Genomic DNA, 16,695 nt, shown 5'->3' on the forward strand with positions numbered 1-16,695 from the left:
TATCGCTTCACCTGAACCGTCAGTTGGCTCAGAGAAATTGCAGGGAAGCCCAGTACAGACATCCCGACAGCAGAATTGCCGCAGGCAACGTAAATACCCAGGCCATCGCGATGCTGGTGACGGTTTTTCGCTGCAATCCTCCACCGTCGACAATCATCGTTCCCGCTACGGCAGAAGAGAGTACGTGCGTCGTAGAAACCGGCATCCCGATATAGCTGGCAAGACCGATTGAGATTGCCGCCGTGATCTGCGCGGACATCCCCTGGGCATAGGTCATTCCTTTCTTACCAATTTTTTCGCCAATCGTGGTTGCCACGCGACGCCAGCCAACCATGGTTCCCATGCCCAGCGCCAGCGCGACTGACATGATTATCCAAATCGGCGCATACTCAATCGTGCTCAGCATATCGGTTTTCAGTTTCTTCAGCAGATGCACATCGCTACGGCTGATATCCGGCAGTTTCGCCACTTTATCCGTTGTATCGGAGATGCACAGCATGATGCGTCGTAGCTGACTGCGTTGCGGTACGCTTAATGTGTCGTAACTCTCCAGGTTGGCAGGCAACAGTGCTTTGACGCGATGAATGGCCTCCATCGTGTTTGCGGGGTGGCAATGAAATTCCGTCGCCGGTGCGATATTTGCCGCCGGTGTGACAGGCGGTTGAGTCTTGTCGGCGACCTGTTTTAACGCGTCGGGATGTTGCAGGAAGTAAACCTCAAGATTACTGACCGCGTCGCGGGTGCGGGTGATTTCGTATCCGGTCGCGCTCATGTTCACCACGAATCCGGCTGGTGCAATCCCCACCAGGACCAGCATGACCAGACCGATCCCTTTCTGACCATCGTTCGCCCCGTGAGAGAAGGCTACGCCGGCCGCGGAGGAAATGAGTGAAATACGCGTCCAGAATGGTGGCTTCTTTTTCCCGCCCTTTTTTTTCCGTTCTTCAGGGAGACGATGGATGCGATCGCGTTTCTTGGTACCGCTCCAGTAGCGGCGCAGCAGGAAGATAAGGGCGCCTGCAATCACCATTCCGACGACGGGAGAAACGATCAACGAAGCAAAGATATTGACCACTGCCGGGATGTTCAGCGCATCGACTACCGAGGTTCCCGTCATCAACGCGTTGGTTAACCCGATACCAATAATTGCGCCGATCAGGGTATGGGAACTGGAGGCGGGTAAACCGAAATACCAGGTCCCCAGGTTCCAGATAATCGCCGCCAGTAACATAGAGAAAATCATTGCGAGGCCATGCGACGAGCCCATATTGAGCAGTAAATCCGTGGGTAGCATATGCACAATGGCATATGCGACGCTGAGTCCTCCCAGTAGAACGCCAAAAAAGTTGAACGCTGCAGCCATTATCACCGCCAGTTGGGGTTGCATGGCTCGGGTATAGATGACGGTCGCAACTGCATTGGCGGTGTCATGAAATCCGTTAATCGCTTCGTAAAACAGGACAAAGACCAGCGCAAGTAAAAGCATCAAGCTGGTATATAAATCCAGACCAGCAAATAAATGTAGCATAGAGAATATCCCGCCATTTTGAGGAGACGAACGGGCGCATTATCATTGACTTTATTATTTCGGCAAAGTGAAATATCGTTTTTTTGGATGTGATATCAAGATTGCTTTATGTAACCAGAGAGAATTGAATCGTAGTCGTACAATTCATCTTCAAAACAAAAACAGCAGTGATAAATTTATTGGAAATATTTATTTTGTGAATATATATCTGGGGTTTTATTTATTAATGCGACGGAGTTGCTCATTGCGCAGAAAGAACGGCTATTATTCTGGCGACAGGGATAGTCAGTTGGTTCGCCTGAGCGTTTCTTTCAGGCGAACAGACGGTGACGTTATTCATTCATATAGAGAGACTTACCGCGATACCCAATTCGGTGTGAAAGCTCCAGGGCAGCGGCTGAGATCATTTTACCCAGTACCTCAATTTTTTGCCGATCGTCTTTCACTTTGGAAAATAAACTGGCCACGCTAATCGCTGCGCTAACATGCCCGTGGAGGTTGTACACCGGCGCGGCGAGACAAAAGACTTCGCTGTTATGTTCCCTGTCATCGACCGCATAACCCTGCTGTCTTGCCTGGGCGAGTATGGACATAAACTGTGCTTCATCCGTGATGGTATAGGGGGTGACGGGACGCAGGCCACCGGTTCGTTTTACTATCGCGCGCACTTCATCATCGGGCAGGGTGGCGAGAATGGCTTTACCCAGACCGGTGCAGTAAAGCGGATTACTGGAACCAATACGTGCCGAGGTTCTGACGGAATTGGGGCTTTCAACCTTGTCCAGATACACCAGTTCATCTTTGTTCAGAATCGCGAGGAAGGCCGTTTCGCCTGCGTTTTCAACCAGATTTTCCAGCGTGGCGTGGGCGACATCGCGAAAAGGCGTTCTGTCGAGATAGTGAGCGCCGGTCTGGAACAGCTTCATGCCCAGCCTGAACGTTTTCTGCTTTTCGCTGGTCTGCTCCAGATATCCTTTTTCAAGAAGGGTATACAAGATATCAAAAGTGGTACTTTTCGGGATGGCCAGAAATTTGCTGATCTCTGAAATGGTGAGATCTTCTTTGCTCTGCGCAACCAGCTCCATGATTTCCAGTGCCCGTGCGACAGAGCGGTTAATCTTCTCAGACACGTTCTTCCCTCACTGTAGTTTTAATGAGCCGCAGTATAGCCAGGCGGACTTCATGAACACAATGAAGGAAAAACGTGCAGGGCGATGTGCCGGTGTCATTTATCGGTGTTTGTTATCACGAAACGCCCGGATAAATGCCTCCGCCTGGCGGGTGATTTTTCCCCATTCGCCGTCTTTTACCCACTGTTTGTTTGTCAGCGCGCTCCCGACGCCGACAGCAAACGCGCCTGCTTGCGCAAAGCTTGCCGTATTTTCAAGCGTGATGCCGCCAACCGGGATCAGCGCGAGATTATCGAGCGGCCCCTGGATCTCTTTGAGATAATCGATGCCCAGGCTGTTTGCCGGAAAAAGCTTCAACAGATCCACGCCCAGGCGACAGGCCTGGAGGATTTCGGATGGCGTCATCACCGCCGGAATCATCAGTCGTTGCTTCTCATGAACCATAGAGACGACGTCGGGATTGAAATCTGGCGACAACACGAAATCAGCACCAGCATCGATAACCAGTTGTGCCATGACGGGATTGATAACGGTTCCCGCACCCACCTTCATCTTGTCTCCCATTTTCGTTTTTAGCGCGGTGATACTTTCCAGATAACGTGTCGAATTGCACGTCACCTCTATCACCTCAACGCCACCTGCATATAACGCTTCAGCCAAAGGCAAAACAGATTCAGGCTCGATACCGCGCACGATGGCAATAAGTCCGGTCTGTTCTATAGCGTGAATAACGCGATGTTTAATCATTGATAACCTCTGTTAAAAGTCAGGGAGATTTCCCCCTGACGGTATTATTCTTCTACTTTTACCGGCTCTTTTACGATGAACCAGTAACAAAGTGCAGCACAGGCCGCGATGATCCCGCCGCTGACGAAAGCCAGGGTATAAGAACCGGTGATATCGGCGATCAAGCCGGTGGCAAGGGGGGAGAGCGATCCGGCAAAATAGCCGCCGAAGTTCTGGATACTGCCGACTGACGCCACCATCGACGACGGGGCAACGTCGCCAGGCAAAGCCCAACCGGTCGCTGAGAGCGCGGAAAGCAGCGCCATGGCAATCACCAGCAGCGTTAATGTTGCAAACAGACCATCCACCATCGGTACGGCAATGACCGCAATACCCGCGAGTAACGCTGAGATACTGATCGTGGCGCGTTTTGCTTTGAGGGAGTCGGTAAAGATATTTTTATCGATTAACCATTTGGAGATATATCCCCCCATAATGGCACCGACAATACCGCCGAAATAAGGAATACTGGCATAGATCCCTAACTCTTTAAGCTGAATATTCTGGGTTTTCATCAAATAGAGCGGCAGGAATGTAGTGAAAATATTCATCATCCATACATAGCAAAACCAGCCTAATATCATTCCCCAGATGCAACGGTATTTGAATAATCCACCCCAGCTAATTTTCTCTGACTCACTGGTCAGTTTTTCCGCGGTACCACCGCCGCCTTCCTTGATATAATCCAGTTCCTCTTTGGTGATACTCGGATGTTTTTCTGGCTGGTGGTAAGCAAAAATAAAGAACACCACGAAGACCAGACCAATCGCACCGGCAATATAAAATAAAGAACGCCAGCCCAACGGCACGATGATGGCCACCAGAATCGGTGGAGCAATGGCCGGCCCCCATTTTGAGGCGGCATCCCAGAACCCCGTCGCCAGCGCACGCTCTTTTTTAGGGAACCATGAGGCCGTAATTTTGGCTGCACCAGGCCAGCAGGGGGCTTCAGTAATCCCTAAAATTCCGCGGGCGAAAATCAGGGTCATCATACTGCTGCACGCCCCTGTCAGCATGGTGGCGCCGCTCCACAACGCGACGGCCCAGCCATAGACTTTTTTAGGACCAAAGCGGTCAACCAGAAAACCAGCAGGGAGTTGGCACAATGCGTAAATCAGCGCGAATACCGACCCCAGAAGTCCAATATCGGTATTGGACAGATTCAATTCTTTCATCATATCGGGCGCTGCAATGGATAAACTCGCACGATCCAGATAGTTAATAATCCCGCCGATTAATAAGAGGAAAACAACAAACCATCTTTTACCGCCTCGTTTTTTTACTACGGCACTTTCTTTTACGGTCGTGTTCATAAATTAAACCTTTATTTTTGTAGGGTACAAAGGAGTTAAATAATATTTTTTCGTTTCGCCAAAGCCAGTAATCCTTCTGCGGACAAGGATTTATTTTCCGGTGTGACGGTTATTTTTCCGTTAAACCACGGGTCATGATCAATTAAGGTGGCGAACGCGAGTTTGAGAACTTCTTTACCGCATACCACGATGTGCGTATCCGGCGGACAGTCAAATGCCCGACTATTTTTAACTGCCTGAAGGTCATCCTGTAATACGGCGCCAAGCAGTACGTTCGCTTTCTGGTTCAGTGATAAGGAAGCAAACATGTCCAGCACGCGAACCGAGAAACAGGTGCGGGAAAGTCCGGTTTGCAGGCACTGGCTGGCCCCTTGCAATAACGAGGGGCTGTCGATGCTGGTCGCGAATTGATGCTGTAAAGAGCTGGCGAGGATAGTATGTCGGGTAATGACTTCCAGAAGCTCGCCACCCAGGGTGGTTACGCAGCCTTCAATGCGGTTTTGCGCATCAATTTTGACAAATTTAGAATGCGATCCCGGTAAAATGATCAGCGCAGGCCCACGGATATCAAGGCTACTGAGTACGCCAATTGCTTCCGTTTCTTCGCCGCGCATCATGTCCATCTGCTCGACGTTATCCAGTGAGACGGCATCTTTGTGATTACGTATGCCAGGAACGAACCAAATGGGTTCATCGGTAATCTCTGGTAGATGCGCGGGCGTCATGCCTTCTGCCAGTTCTTTTAATCCGGCAGGGGCGACGAGATGGGGGATCTCAAATAAGCCCACGTTGGAGGTAATCATTCCGGCTGAGAGGTAAATAACCTTTGCGTCGCAAGGGATGCCAGCTTTCTGTTTCACGTCCTGTACGGCGTCGCTGACACCTTGCATCAATGTGGCCGTACTGCCGGTAATGGCAGTGTCCCGCACGCCAGCGGCACGCGCCGCTTCTGCGAGTAATGTTCCGTCCTGCCAGGCGCAGACGCGGGTATTCGTTGTTCCGGTATCAATGGTAATAATTGTCATGTTGTTTTCACCTTATTGCGGGTTATTTTGTATCGCGCGGGCGATGGCGCTCGCTCCGGTTATTGCCAGCATGTCGATACTTTCCGCATCGGAAATAATGTGGAAGCGCGCATTACGTTCTGCATAATGTGAAAAGATATAGTGGTATAAGGTGCAGCGTGACGCATTCCCAATGAGATAGACGTCACCGTTAAGATTAAATCCCTGGTGCTGGGCATCTGACAGCAGTTTTAGATCGTCGCAGGCCATCGCGCTTTCAAGAAATAATTTTCTCTGCGCCGCCGTGGTCGGTAAGGAAAATTGTAAGAAGCGCGTCATTAATACGGTACGCAGGAAACCGCTTTGCGAAATGGAACGGTACGCCGCATCAATAATCGTTTCATCTAAAACAGCGTCTTCAGCATTCTCTACGCTGGAGGCAACGAATGTCTGTTTCAGAATGGCGGCATAAATTTGACCGCTGAGTGAGGTAATGCTGCCGGCAATTTCTCCTTTTTCGTTGATGGAGATGAGTTTGGTGGTTGAGCCCAGTTCAATCAGCGTGCAGGGCAATGTGGGTTGCCAGGCTAACAATACGCCTGCGGCCTGGGTTTCTTCCCCGCGCATGAGGTCGATACCCCTCAGATCCTCCCACTGTGCCGTGGTTTTATTTTTTATCCCTGGAATCAGTATTACCGGGATATTCAGCGGCAGAAGGGTATGACCAGCGAAACGCACGGCATGTTTAGCCAGTTGCTCAATACCTGCCGGCGCTTCCCGGTGCGGTATTTCATGAAGTCCCAGATTAGAGGTAATCATTCCTGAGGCAATAATAAATTCAATCTCCTCAGTCGACAGTGAGTGCCTGCTGAGCAATGCTTTTATTCCGGAGGCCATCTCCGTTTTCAGAAATTCATTACTTCCCTTATCAATGGTGGAATTTACACCGGCCTGGATAACAGACCTGTCGATGACACGGAGATCGCCTGAATCCATAAGATACAATCGTGTTGCCGACGAGCCAGAGTCAATAATAATAAACATGACTATTCCTTTGTCGTTTAAAGGCTGCGGGTTAAAAGATCGCGAAGCATCGTCGCATCAGGCACGCGTGGATTATTGTTTAAAACCACATTCATCGTGGTTAGCACGTTATTAATGATCCAGTCGAAATGCGCTTCCTTCACGCCAAGATCGGTCAGCGTCGGGAGCATATTGATGCCTTTCAGGAAATCGGTGACTGCGACGACACTGCTTTGTGCCGCCTGCTCGCTGGTCATTCCCTGCGTGTTAACGCCCATTGCCTGCGCGATGGCGGCAAACTTCTCTGGAGATGCGGACCAGGTGTATTCAAGAAAGGCCGGATAGACCGCGGCAATCCCTTCTGCATGCACCACATCCAGCAATCCGCCCATCGGATGTTGCAGTGCATGCGGTAATGTCGTTCCCGCACAGTCGATCGCCATTCCCGCGAGTGTGCTGGCCAGCGTTACCTTTTCCCAGGCGTCCAGACAGCTCACGTCTTCGTAAACCCGCGGCAGGTTTTTTGCCAGCAGACGAATGGCCTGCAGGGAAAGCATCTCACTGAATGGATTTGCGTTGCGCGAGATATAGGATTCCAGGGCATGGAAGAGAACGTCTGCACCCGGTCCGGCGATAACGCGTTTAGGCAGGGTGAGCATCAGCTCAGGATCGATAATGGCGGCGACAGGGTAAATGAGTGGGTTGACCAGCCCCTTTTTGTCATGCGTTTGCGGATTGGTGAACACGGCAGTACGGTTCGCTTCACTGCCGGTACCGGCAGTGGTGGGGATTAATATCACCGGCAACGCGCGCTGCGCCTGTTTTTTGCCAAACACATAATCCCAGATACTGCCTTCATTACAGGCGCAGAAGGCGATGCCTTTGGCCATGTCCATTGCACTGCCGCCACCGATTCCGATAACCAGATCGCAGCGTTCGTCTCTGGCCAGTGCCGCGCCTTCCTCAACCCGTGTCGAAAGCGGATTCTGCATAAAGCGATCGTAAATGGCAAAGGCAATACCGGCGTCAGAAAGCGCCTGTTGCGCACGTTCGAGTTGACCCGTGTGTTTGGTGCTGTCAGACACGACCAGCAACACATTACGCCCGTGCTTCGACGCTATCTCGCCTAACTGATTGAATTTACCCGCGCCGAAATAAAACTTAACCGGATTGCTGTAATCGAATGCGCTCATCATTTCTCCATGTTGTTCGTATATACGGACTGTGTTCGTGTATATGATTATGATTGATCTGTTTCTGCGCTAAATGCAATTCCTTTTGGTGAAACAATGAGCACTGTCACACTTTGAATGTGAAGTATCGGCAGACGGTTTTCTTCCTGTCGGCTTTGTAAAATCCGCAATCAGTCCTATAGTCCACTGAGTTTCTTTGTTTACAGGATCCTCAAATGCGTTTTAACGGACTGAATAAAGGTTTTTTCCTTTTTCTTCTCGCTATGGTGACATGGGCTTTCTTCGATGTGCTGTCGCCGTACTTTTCCGCCATCTTATGGGCCGCAATTCTGACGGTTATCTTCTACCCGGTTAAAAATAAGCTGCGTTCGGCATTGGGGGAGCGTAACGGGGTCGCGTCTCTGTTGACGCTGGGTATCATCTGCCTGATTGTTTTCATCCCGTTAATGCTGATCCTCTCCTCGCTCGCCGTTGAACTGAACGTGGTCTACAACAAGCTGCAGCACAACGACGCTCAGTTCCCGGAGGTAGTGGCAAGTTTGTTTGCACATATGCCGGAGTGGGCGCGTTCGTTTCTTGCCGATCACGGTCTCGATAACGCTGCCAAAATCCAGCAGAAACTGTCTGATGTGGCGTTAAAGGGCGGGCAATATCTGGCCGGTAGCGCCTTCCTGATTGGCAAAGGCACCTTCGGTTTCGCGATCAGTTTCGGCATCATGCTCTACTTGCTCTTTTTCCTGCTCAAGGATGGGCCGTATCTGGTTCGGCAAATTCTCGACTCGCTGCCGTTGTCGAATTTCGTTAAGCAGCACCTGTTTGCAAAGTTTGCCGCGGTCTCACGGGCGACGGTGAAAGGCACCGTTGTGGTGGCGATCGTGCAGGGGACGCTGGGCGGGATTGCGTTTTACATTGTCGGTATTGATGGCAGCATTCTGTGGGGAGCATTGATGGCGTTCCTGTCGCTGATCCCCGCCGTGGGTTCCGCGATTATCTGGGTGCCAGCGGCTATCTATCTCTTTTCGACGCAGCAACTGTGGCAGGGCTTTTTCATCGTCGGCTTCTTCGTGGTGGTGGTGGGATTGGTGGATAATATTCTGCGCCCCATTCTGGTCGGCAAAGATACCAAAATGCCTGACTACCTGATTCTGATCACCACGGTGGGCGGAATGGAGATTTACGGCATCAATGGGTTTGTTATTGGTCCGCTCGTTGCCGCGCTGTTTATCGCCTGCTGGAACATTCTCTCTGGTCGCGATCACGAGGGGAATGCCGAAGAGCTCGATAAAGATTTTATTGAGGATGGCATCCACGAGGACAAGAAACCGGAGTGATCGTCAACCACCGGATGGCGGCAGATGCCCCATCCGGCTCCTGTTAATGTCCAATCATCCTTGCTTCAGGAATCAGACGGAAGTAAAGCTGCTCCGGCACCGGACTGTCCCAAACGCCCATCAGCATCGCGAATGCAATGAGGGCAAACATAATGCCGAGTACCAGCAGCGTCATCGCCATACCTGACAGCGTTCCCCGGCGCGTTTCTGTCTTTCCCGTTGGCGTGTGCAGGGAAAATGTCAGCGTTGAGGCGACCGGGCAGGATTCCACGCAGGTCATACAGCCGGTGCATTCAACCGTTCGCACCTGAATCAGCTTATCCACCGGGATGCGCGACGGGCAGTTTTTGGCACATTTCCCGCAGTCGATGCAGCTTTGCGCATTGCGGCGGATTTTGAATGGTGAGAGCAGGGAAAGTAGCCCGAGCAGGGCGCCATAGGGACACAGATAACGACACCACGCGTTGCGAATGAACAGGCTTATCACCACCAGTAAAGCGACGCTCAGCAGCGTGATCGTGCCGATGTTACGAAAGAAATCGAGCATCTTCACATCGATAATAATGCCGTAGGCCGACATCATAAAATACGAAATGCCCTGTGCCGGCATCGACAACGAAATGTAGAGAAAAAAGGCCAGCAGCAGATATTTCAGGCCGCGCAGGGGGATATCCAGCCAGCGAGGCAGGGAAAAGTTGCGACCAAATAATGTCTTACCCGCATCGGCGATAAGTTCAGACAGCGTACCCACCGGGCACAGCCACGAGCAGAACGATTTCTTGAGCAGCAGGCCGATCAGCATAAACGCGACCAGCAGGAGCATGGCGGCGGCGTGAACAGGGGGCAAAATGCCGGTCTCCAGCGTGTAGCGCAGGTTCATCAGACCCGCAATGGGTAGCCAGCCCTCAATGCCGCCAGGTCGGGGAACGTACACACTGGACCCACCGGTTTCGTAATAACGTACCCAGTAGTAAAACGTCACGCCAATGTAAATATTGATCGCCAGCAGCAGCCACTGTGTGGCTTTGCGCCAGGTGGAGGCATTACGCCAGTCGTTCCACGGCAATTTGCCACCCGTTGTTCCTGGGCGGCGTTGCCAGCGCTTTCTGCTTTTTTCGCTCATTGCCTTCTGACTTCCATAAAGTGGCATTTTGAATACCACTATCCTACGGTTATCCCTTTGAGCCAGCGTTGATTTATATCATCGCCTGATAAATGGGCAGCTTTCGCTGCCCTCAGACCGCTGACAAAGAAGGAAAAAACGTGGTTTTTCTTTCTTTGTGATGATCAGCCGAAAATCAATGAATTGATTTTCCTTGTTTTTAATTAGGTGATCTCTGCTTGTCCGGTATCGGGATGAGGTTTGTCATCACTCCCAGGGCAGCTTTCGCTGCCCTGAATTTATGGATGAGTGATAAACCGCGCGAGTCGTTGTCGCAGCAGGCGATTTTCCTGGCGTAAACGGGTGTTCTCTTCCAGTAGCGTTAACGCCACGGCGATCCCCGGCCAGTCGAGCGCCAGTTCTTCACGTAGTCGCAGGGCGCGCTGCACCACGGCGGCCGCATGATCGTCGAACTGCCAGTTGTCCGCCGTTTCGGCATAAGGTTCGATGACGCCCAGACCCACTATCTCATTCAGGTCTTCCTCCGTCACGCCGGTATGCAGGCAAAACTCGGTAACCGTAAAGGTGATGGTGACGTTAGCCATTATGCTCTCCCCCAATCTTTGCGCGGATCAAATCCTGACTGTGCTTCTGCCAGTTGTTGCCACAGCGCCGTTGCGCGTTCATCCGGTTTCGGCGGCATCACAATCTTAAGCACGACATACAAATCACCGGTCTGTTTTTTGCTGACCAGACCCTTACCTTTGATGCGTAACCGTTGTCCAGCCTGGCTGCCGGGGGGAATGGTGACCAGAATGCTCTCTTTCAGTGTGGGGACGGCAATTTTCGCGCCCAGCGCGGCTTCCCACGGGGCGAGCGGCACCACAATTTCCAGATCCTGATTAACGATATCAAACAGGGGATGCGGCGCGATGTGGATAACCAGCCACAAATCACCGTTCGGTCCACCGTTTTCCCCCGGCGTACCCTGGCCTTTCAGACGAATGCGTTGGCCATTGCCGACGCCTGCCGGGATCTTCACGTTCAGGGTTTTCGGGATTTCACGTTCAATCATGCCAAACGCATTGTAGACCGGCAGGTTATAGCTGATGGTTCGGCTGTGTTCCGCGAGCGTTTCTTCAAGAAAAACCGCAACTTCAATTTCAATATCATGTCCCCGGCTGGCACGGTGCTGGCGCGACTGGCGCGCGTGCTGACCAAAAATAGAAGAGAAAATATCGTCGAAGTCTTCGGCGTTGTAGCTCTGGCCCTCGCCCTGCTGGAACTGGCGATTGAACTGTGGGTCATTGCGGTGTTGCCAGAGCCGATCGTATTCGGCGCGTCGCTGTTCATCGCTCAGCACTTCCCAGGCTTCGGCAACCTCTTTAAAGCGGGCTTCGGCATCGGATTCTTTGCTGACATCGGGATGATATTTGCGGGCCAGTCGGCGGTAAGCGGTCTTGATAGTCTTGAGATCGTCCGTCGGCTTCACGCCCATGATGGCGTAATAATCCTTTAATTCCATAGCGTTCTCTCGGGTTAATCAATACAGGCTAAAGGAAGCCCTGAAAAGGTGTCACCAGTAAGTGTAGGGTAATCCTGTCGCGGGCGAATGCCAACCCGCGAGACAACATAACTTTACAGCCCGGAGGTTGCGTAAAACACGCCAGCCGCTAAGATAACTCGCGTCAATGAGTGAGGGTGTAATGGCGAAACGTCAACGGATGGGATGGTGGTTCCTCTGCCTGGCATGTGTCGTGGTGATAGTTTGTATCGCGCAGCGCATGGCGGGCCTGCACGCGTTGCAGATGGAGACAACCAGCATCACGGCGACGACATCGCCGACGTCCGGGGCAGAGGAAACGTCACCCGCGACCCCATGCGAGCTCAGTGCGAAATCACTGCTGACTGCGCCACCGGTTGTTTTTGAGGGGGCGATTCTCGCGCTCTGTTTACTCCTCGCCTTGTTAACCCCGTTCAGGACGGTTCGCTTACCGTTCTTCCCACAGCGCGTTATTTCCCCTCCCGGACTCCGGGTGCATCTCCGATTCTGCGTTTTCCGCGAATGACAGAGCGGCTGTTTCGTACCGTTAGCTAATCATTCATGGAGAAAAATTATGATTTATGCCTTCAGGCAGGCACTGATCTGCCTGTTATTACTCTGGCTGCCCGCGTCATGGGCAGCAGAAAGCGGCTGGCTGCGTTCCCCGGAGAACGACCACGCCAGCGTACGACTGCGCGCCGATACGTCAGCGCAGGGGGAAACCCGTCTGTTGATCGACGTTAAACTGGAAAACGGCTGGAAGACATACTGGCGCTCGCCGGGGGAAGGCGGCGTTGCGCCTGCCATCACCTGGAAAGGAGAGATGCCGACGGTGGACTGGTTCTGGCCGACACCGGCCCGTTTTGACGTCGCCGGTATCACCACCCAGGGCTATCACCAGCAGGTCACGTTTGTGCTGGCCGTCCGGGGACCTGCGCCCAGCCGCATCGCTGGCGTGCTGACGCTCTCCACCTGTAGCAACGTGTGTCTGCTGACCGACTATCCGTTTTCACTCACGGCGTCTTCGCAGGATGCCGGGTTTGCGCATGACTATGCGCAGGCGATGGGGCGCGTACCCCTGACGCAAGGTCTGACACAAACGCTGAGCGCCAGTGCGCGTAGCGGTGAGCTGATCGTCGAGGCGCAGCGCAGCGGTGGTTGGATCTCGCCAGCGCTATTCCTTGATAGCGTAGAGGATGCGGATTTCGCCAAACCGCTTATCCGGGTCGACGGAGACAGACTTCGCGCGACGGTGCCGGTTCACGATAGCTGGGGGGAAGGGGCGCCGAATCTGCGTGGCAAATCGCTCACGCTGGTGCTGGCAGATAACGGCGTGGCGCAAGAGAGCCAACTTACCGTTGGCGATGAGCCGATGGCCGAGCACGCCGGGCTACCGCTCTGGCAGGTGATCCTCATGGCGCTGGCGGGCGGATTGATCCTCAATCTGATGCCCTGCGTGTTGCCGGTGCTGGGGATGAAACTGGGTTCCATTCTGCTCGTCGAAGAGAAAAACCGTCAGCAAATACGACGCCAGTTTCTCGCCTCGGTGGGCGGTATTCTGCTCTCCTTCATGGCGCTGGCGCTGCTGATGACCGTGCTACGACTGAGCAATCAGGCGCTGGGATGGGGGATCCAGTTCCAGAATCCGTGGTTTATCGGTGCGATGGCGCTGGTGATGTTGGTTTTCAGCGCCAGTCTGTTCGGTCTGTTTGAATTCCGTCTGCCGTCATCAATGACCACCCGACTGGCGACTTACGGCGGCAACGGTCTGGCTGGACATTTCTGGCAGGGCGCGTTCGCCACGCTGCTGGCAACACCGTGCAGCGCGCCGTTTCTCGGCACGGCGGTGGCGGTGGCGCTGACGGCGTCGCTGCCCGTGCTGTGGGGGCTTTTCTTCGCCCTCGGCGTCGGGATGAGCCTGCCATGGCTGCTGGTCGCGCTGCGTCCTGGTCTGGCGCTTCGTCTGCCGAAGCCGGGACGCTGGATGAACGGGCTGCGACGCTTGCTCGGCCTGATGATGCTCGGTTCTGCCCTCTGGCTGGCAACGCTGCTTTTGCCTCATCTGGGTTTTACCTCCCAGAGTGCGGCGAAAGAGAGCGTCCACTGGCAACCGCTCAGTGAACAGGCGATTACCGATGCGCTTGCGCAGAATAAGCGCGTATTCATTGACGTGACCGCCGACTGGTGCATTACCTGCAAGGTTAATAAATACAACGTACTGAACACCGACGCGGTGCAGGCGGCGCTACAGCAGCCGGATGTTGTGGCCCTGCGCGGCGACTGGACGTTGCCATCCGATGACATCACCGCGTTTCTGACATCCCGCGGTCAGGTTGCCGTACCGTATAACCAAATTTATGGCCCCGGCTTACCGAAAGGTCAGGCGCTGCCGACATTATTAACGCGTGACGGTCTGTTAAACATGCTGGCCGGGGCGAAAGGAGAAACACCATGAAATCCCTGATAATCCTGTTATTTTCCCTGTTCAGCGCGTTCAGCTTCGCCAAAGAAAGTGCGCCGTTTACCCCAGCGCAGGAAAAACAGATCGAAGCTCTCATTCAGGAGGCGTTGTTTAACGATCCCGCCAGTCCGCGCATTGGCGCAAAACAGGCAAAACTGACGCTGGTTAACTTCACGGATTACAACTGTCCATACTGCAAACAGCTTGATCCGCTGCTGGAGAAAATTGTGGCGAAATACCCTGACGTGGCGGTAGTCATCAAACCGCTGCCGTTCAAAGGGGAAAGCTCGGTATTGTCTGCGCGCACGGCGCTTACCACCTGGCGTGAATATCCGCAGCAGTTCCTCGCGCTGCATGAAAAACTGATGCAAAAGAAGGGGTATCACACGGACGTTAGCATTAAGCAGGCGCAGGAAAAATCGGCTGCCAACCCGGTCACGCTGGATGAAAAAAGCAATGAAACGCTGAGTACCAATCTGCAACTGGCACGATTGATTGGCATCCAGGGCACGCCGGCGACAATCGTTGGTGATGAACTGATCCCTGGCGCCGTCTCCTGGGAGGTGCTTGAAGAGGTCGTCAAAGAAAAACTGGCGGTGGCGAATGGTCAGTAAGCTGCGGCGCTGGCTGCGTGAAGGTCTGATTTTTCTGACGCTGCTGGCTGGCGGGATGCTGCTGATGGATGCCTGGCGCGCGCCGCAGGCGCCGACTTCTTTCAACAGTACACCGCTCAACACGCTGGATGGAGAACGGGTGACGCTGGCGGCATTGAGCGAGGAAGAACCGTTGCTCATCTATTTCTGGGCCACCTGGTGTGGCGTCTGCCGCTATACCACACCGGACGTTGCCCGCTTGCAGGCTCAAGGGAAGAACGTGCTGACCATCGCGCTGCGCTCGGGAGATGAACAGACACTCACGCACTGGCTGGCGCGTAAAGGGCTTTCCTTTCCCGTGATTAACGACGCCAACGGGGCACTTTCCCGCCGTTGGGATATCAGCGTTACCCCCACGCTGGTCGTGGTGTCGAAAGGGCAGGTCGTTTCAACCACCAGTGGCTGGACCAGCTACTGGGGGATGGTCCTGCGGCTATGGTGGGCGAAAGTCAGTTGAATAAAGCGCCGGGGAAACCCGGCGCTTTTACGCCATAAAGTAGCCGTAATAATACGCTATTCAAATATTTAAGACGAAAGTTAAGTCGGGTTGATTATATATTCTCTCGGTTTTTATTATTGCAAATTGCCAGGAGTGATGGCATATCATGTAACGATATTACGATGTTAATGCTTACATGGATTATAAAGAAATGCGCAAGGGTAAAATTATTGTTGCATCAATGATGGTGCTTTGTGTTCTTATTTTTCTGATTGCGGTCGCCTGGTTTATGTTGTTTCAGGGGGAAATGACGGAACCGACGGCAGAAGAAAAAAATGCCGCTGTTTTACAGGCTGCGGGCTTACTTAAAGCGGATTCTCAGGATAAAAAATCGAGAGAGAACCTGTATCAGCGTTCGATTATCGAGCGCTCGGTGAATCTGGATTCTGGCGAGTGGGTGACGGATAAAACGGCCGCACAAGGATGTAAAAAACTCGCTCCGGACCATGATCCCGCACAGATTCGCCAGCGCTGTACGCTGGCAGAAGTTTACCTGGTAAAAGATAAGTATAATAAGATTCAGCAGGTTATCATTCCTGTTTCAGGCAAAGGCGCGAAATCGATGATGCACGCGTTTCTCTCTCTGGGACTGGACGGCCGTACGGTGAACAATCTGTATTATTACCAGCAGCGAGAGACGCCATTTCTGGGGGCCAGAGTGAAAGATGAAAACTGGCGTCAACAATGGCCGGGGAAAAAAGTGGCAGATGACAATGGAACGCCGGTGCTGAAAATAGTTCAGGAGAAATCAGGGAAGAATGATGAATATACCGTTGATGGTATTTCCGGTGCGACGCTGACGTCAAAGGGCGTTGAAAAGAGTATTAACTACTGGATCAGTGAACAGGGCTATGGCCCATTTTTACAGCGGTTAAAACAGGACCCAGAGATGTTGAATCGCTGAGTGATTTTCGCCTGCGGATAATTTCATTTAAGCGAGTGGGCGCAGCATCATTAATTCCTTGCGGATTTACGCAACGTAGTCATTCAATTCCAGACGGCGAGTGGGTATATTACCCGCCGTCAGATTTCGCCTTCCATCACATATCGATGAAATAAATTTACATAAGTTGTCACCCGTTGACATTTTTATGATCCAGGTCATGTACAACACCAGCAAAAATCGATA

The 16,695-nt window shown here is 52.7% G+C and carries 16 protein-coding genes; 6 read left to right on the forward strand and 10 right to left on the reverse strand.

Annotated elements, in window-relative coordinates; genetic code table 11:
* Positions 1 to 28 precede the first annotated feature (28 nt).
* The 7 genes from pitA to OGY35_RS17410 form a co-directional block, all read right to left on the reverse strand.
* A complete protein-coding gene (gene pitA / locus OGY35_RS17380) occupies positions 29 to 1,528 on the reverse strand; it encodes an inorganic phosphate transporter PitA (RefSeq protein ID WP_286632964.1) in 1,500 nt (499 codons plus the stop codon).
* 332 nt (positions 1,529 to 1,860) lie between these two features.
* Positions 1,861 to 2,658 (reverse strand): IclR family transcriptional regulator, encoded by a 798-nt coding sequence (locus OGY35_RS17385; protein WP_152405148.1) that lies wholly within the window; start codon positions 2,656 to 2,658, stop codon positions 1,861 to 1,863.
* Positions 2,659 to 2,757: 99 nt separating this feature from the next.
* Positions 2,758 to 3,405, reverse strand: coding sequence for a bifunctional 4-hydroxy-2-oxoglutarate aldolase/2-dehydro-3-deoxy-phosphogluconate aldolase (locus OGY35_RS17390; RefSeq protein ID WP_152405147.1), 648 nt, complete (start codon positions 3,403 to 3,405; stop codon positions 2,758 to 2,760).
* 44 nt (positions 3,406 to 3,449) lie between these two features.
* Positions 3,450 to 4,757 (reverse strand): MFS transporter, encoded by a 1,308-nt coding sequence (locus tag OGY35_RS17395; protein ID WP_046478879.1) that lies wholly within the window; start codon positions 4,755 to 4,757, stop codon positions 3,450 to 3,452.
* A gap of 35 nt (positions 4,758 to 4,792) precedes the next feature.
* Positions 4,793 to 5,782, reverse strand: a complete 990-nt coding sequence (locus OGY35_RS17400; protein ID WP_286632965.1) for a 2-dehydro-3-deoxygalactonokinase — start codon at positions 5,780 to 5,782, stop codon at positions 4,793 to 4,795.
* 12 nt (positions 5,783 to 5,794) lie between these two features.
* Complete coding sequence (locus OGY35_RS17405) at positions 5,795 to 6,805, reverse strand: 2-dehydro-3-deoxygalactonokinase (protein WP_286632966.1); 1,011 nt, start codon at positions 6,803 to 6,805, stop codon at positions 5,795 to 5,797.
* A gap of 17 nt (positions 6,806 to 6,822) precedes the next feature.
* A complete protein-coding gene (locus tag OGY35_RS17410; RefSeq protein ID WP_286632967.1) occupies positions 6,823 to 7,980 on the reverse strand; it encodes an iron-containing alcohol dehydrogenase in 1,158 nt (385 codons plus the stop codon).
* Positions 7,981 to 8,192: 212 nt separating this feature from the next.
* Between OGY35_RS17410 and OGY35_RS17415 the strand changes: the two genes are divergently transcribed.
* Positions 8,193 to 9,308, forward strand: a complete 1,116-nt coding sequence (locus OGY35_RS17415; protein ID WP_152405143.1) for an AI-2E family transporter — start codon at positions 8,193 to 8,195, stop codon at positions 9,306 to 9,308.
* A 43-nt stretch (positions 9,309 to 9,351) separates the two neighbouring features.
* Here the strand turns inward: OGY35_RS17415 and OGY35_RS17420 are convergent, their stop codons facing one another.
* The 3 genes from OGY35_RS17420 to cbpA form a co-directional block, all read right to left on the reverse strand.
* Complete coding sequence (locus tag OGY35_RS17420) at positions 9,352 to 10,431, reverse strand: 4Fe-4S binding protein (RefSeq protein WP_286632968.1); 1,080 nt, start codon at positions 10,429 to 10,431, stop codon at positions 9,352 to 9,354.
* Positions 10,432 to 10,709: 278 nt separating this feature from the next.
* A complete protein-coding gene (gene cbpM / locus OGY35_RS17425; protein WP_286632969.1) occupies positions 10,710 to 11,015 on the reverse strand; it encodes a chaperone modulator CbpM in 306 nt (101 codons plus the stop codon).
* On the reverse strand, positions 11,015 to 11,935 hold the full coding sequence (gene cbpA, locus OGY35_RS17430; RefSeq protein ID WP_286632970.1) for a curved DNA-binding protein: 921 nt from the start codon (positions 11,933 to 11,935) through the stop codon (positions 11,015 to 11,017). Before cbpA ends, cbpM begins: the two co-directional genes overlap by 1 nt.
* Before the next feature lie 181 nt (positions 11,936 to 12,116).
* Here cbpA and OGY35_RS17435 point away from each other — a divergent pair, with 181 nt between their 5' ends.
* The 5 genes from OGY35_RS17435 to nqrC all read left to right on the forward strand — a co-directional run bounded on the left by OGY35_RS17435 (position 12,117) and on the right by nqrC (position 16,470).
* Positions 12,117 to 12,479 carry a copper resistance protein gene (locus tag OGY35_RS17435; RefSeq protein WP_286632971.1) on the forward strand — a complete coding sequence of 121 codons (363 nt, stop codon included), beginning with the start codon at positions 12,117 to 12,119 and terminating at the stop codon, positions 12,477 to 12,479.
* A 48-nt stretch (positions 12,480 to 12,527) separates the two neighbouring features.
* Positions 12,528 to 14,408, forward strand: coding sequence for a protein-disulfide reductase DsbD family protein (locus OGY35_RS17440; RefSeq protein WP_286632972.1), 1,881 nt, complete (start codon positions 12,528 to 12,530; stop codon positions 14,406 to 14,408).
* Positions 14,405 to 15,028, forward strand: coding sequence for a DsbA family protein (locus OGY35_RS17445; protein ID WP_286632973.1), 624 nt, complete (start codon positions 14,405 to 14,407; stop codon positions 15,026 to 15,028). The genes OGY35_RS17440 and OGY35_RS17445 overlap by 4 nt, the downstream gene beginning before the upstream one ends.
* On the forward strand, positions 15,018 to 15,524 hold the full coding sequence (locus OGY35_RS17450) for a protein disulfide oxidoreductase (RefSeq protein ID WP_286632974.1): 507 nt from the start codon (positions 15,018 to 15,020) through the stop codon (positions 15,522 to 15,524). Before OGY35_RS17445 ends, OGY35_RS17450 begins: the two co-directional genes overlap by 11 nt.
* Before the next feature lie 193 nt (positions 15,525 to 15,717).
* The gene (nqrC, locus tag OGY35_RS17455) at positions 15,718 to 16,470 is read left to right on the forward strand and encodes an NADH:ubiquinone reductase (Na(+)-transporting) subunit C (RefSeq protein WP_286632975.1); all 753 of its coding nucleotides are present in this window, start codon (positions 15,718 to 15,720) and stop codon (positions 16,468 to 16,470) included.
* Positions 16,471 to 16,695 lie beyond the last annotated feature (225 nt).

The organism is Citrobacter sp. Ct235 (genome assembly GCF_030332305.1).
Lineage (GTDB): Bacteria > Pseudomonadota > Gammaproteobacteria > Enterobacterales > Enterobacteriaceae > Citrobacter_A > Citrobacter_A telavivensis.

What these genes read in the sequence shown, in the direction of transcription:
- pitA (WP_286632964.1), bottom strand. Translation starts at nt 1,528, where the DNA reads ATGCTACATTTATTTGCTGGTCTGGATTTATATACCAGCTTGATGCTT.
- OGY35_RS17390 (WP_152405147.1), bottom strand. Translation starts at nt 3,405, where the DNA reads ATGATTAAACATCGCGTTATTCACGCTATAGAACAGACCGGACTTATT.
- OGY35_RS17395 (WP_046478879.1), bottom strand. Translation starts at nt 4,757, where the DNA reads ATGAACACGACCGTAAAAGAAAGTGCCGTAGTAAAAAAACGAGGCGGT.
- OGY35_RS17400 (WP_286632965.1), bottom strand. Translation starts at nt 5,782, where the DNA reads ATGACAATTATTACCATTGATACCGGAACAACGAATACCCGCGTCTGC.
- OGY35_RS17405 (WP_286632966.1), bottom strand. Translation starts at nt 6,805, where the DNA reads ATGTTTATTATTATTGACTCTGGCTCGTCGGCAACACGATTGTATCTT.
- OGY35_RS17410 (WP_286632967.1), bottom strand. Translation starts at nt 7,980, where the DNA reads ATGATGAGCGCATTCGATTACAGCAATCCGGTTAAGTTTTATTTCGGC.
- OGY35_RS17415 (WP_152405143.1), top strand. Translation starts at nt 8,193, where the DNA reads ATGCGTTTTAACGGACTGAATAAAGGTTTTTTCCTTTTTCTTCTCGCT.
- OGY35_RS17420 (WP_286632968.1), bottom strand. Translation starts at nt 10,431, where the DNA reads ATGAGCGAAAAAAGCAGAAAGCGCTGGCAACGCCGCCCAGGAACAACG.
- cbpM (WP_286632969.1), bottom strand. Translation starts at nt 11,015, where the DNA reads ATGGCTAACGTCACCATCACCTTTACGGTTACCGAGTTTTGCCTGCAT.
- cbpA (WP_286632970.1), bottom strand. Translation starts at nt 11,935, where the DNA reads ATGGAATTAAAGGATTATTACGCCATCATGGGCGTGAAGCCGACGGAC.
- OGY35_RS17435 (WP_286632971.1), top strand. Translation starts at nt 12,117, where the DNA reads ATGGCGAAACGTCAACGGATGGGATGGTGGTTCCTCTGCCTGGCATGT.
- OGY35_RS17440 (WP_286632972.1), top strand. Translation starts at nt 12,528, where the DNA reads ATGATTTATGCCTTCAGGCAGGCACTGATCTGCCTGTTATTACTCTGG.
- OGY35_RS17445 (WP_286632973.1), top strand. Translation starts at nt 14,405, where the DNA reads ATGAAATCCCTGATAATCCTGTTATTTTCCCTGTTCAGCGCGTTCAGC.
- OGY35_RS17450 (WP_286632974.1), top strand. Translation starts at nt 15,018, where the DNA reads ATGGTCAGTAAGCTGCGGCGCTGGCTGCGTGAAGGTCTGATTTTTCTG.
- nqrC (WP_286632975.1), top strand. Translation starts at nt 15,718, where the DNA reads ATGCGCAAGGGTAAAATTATTGTTGCATCAATGATGGTGCTTTGTGTT.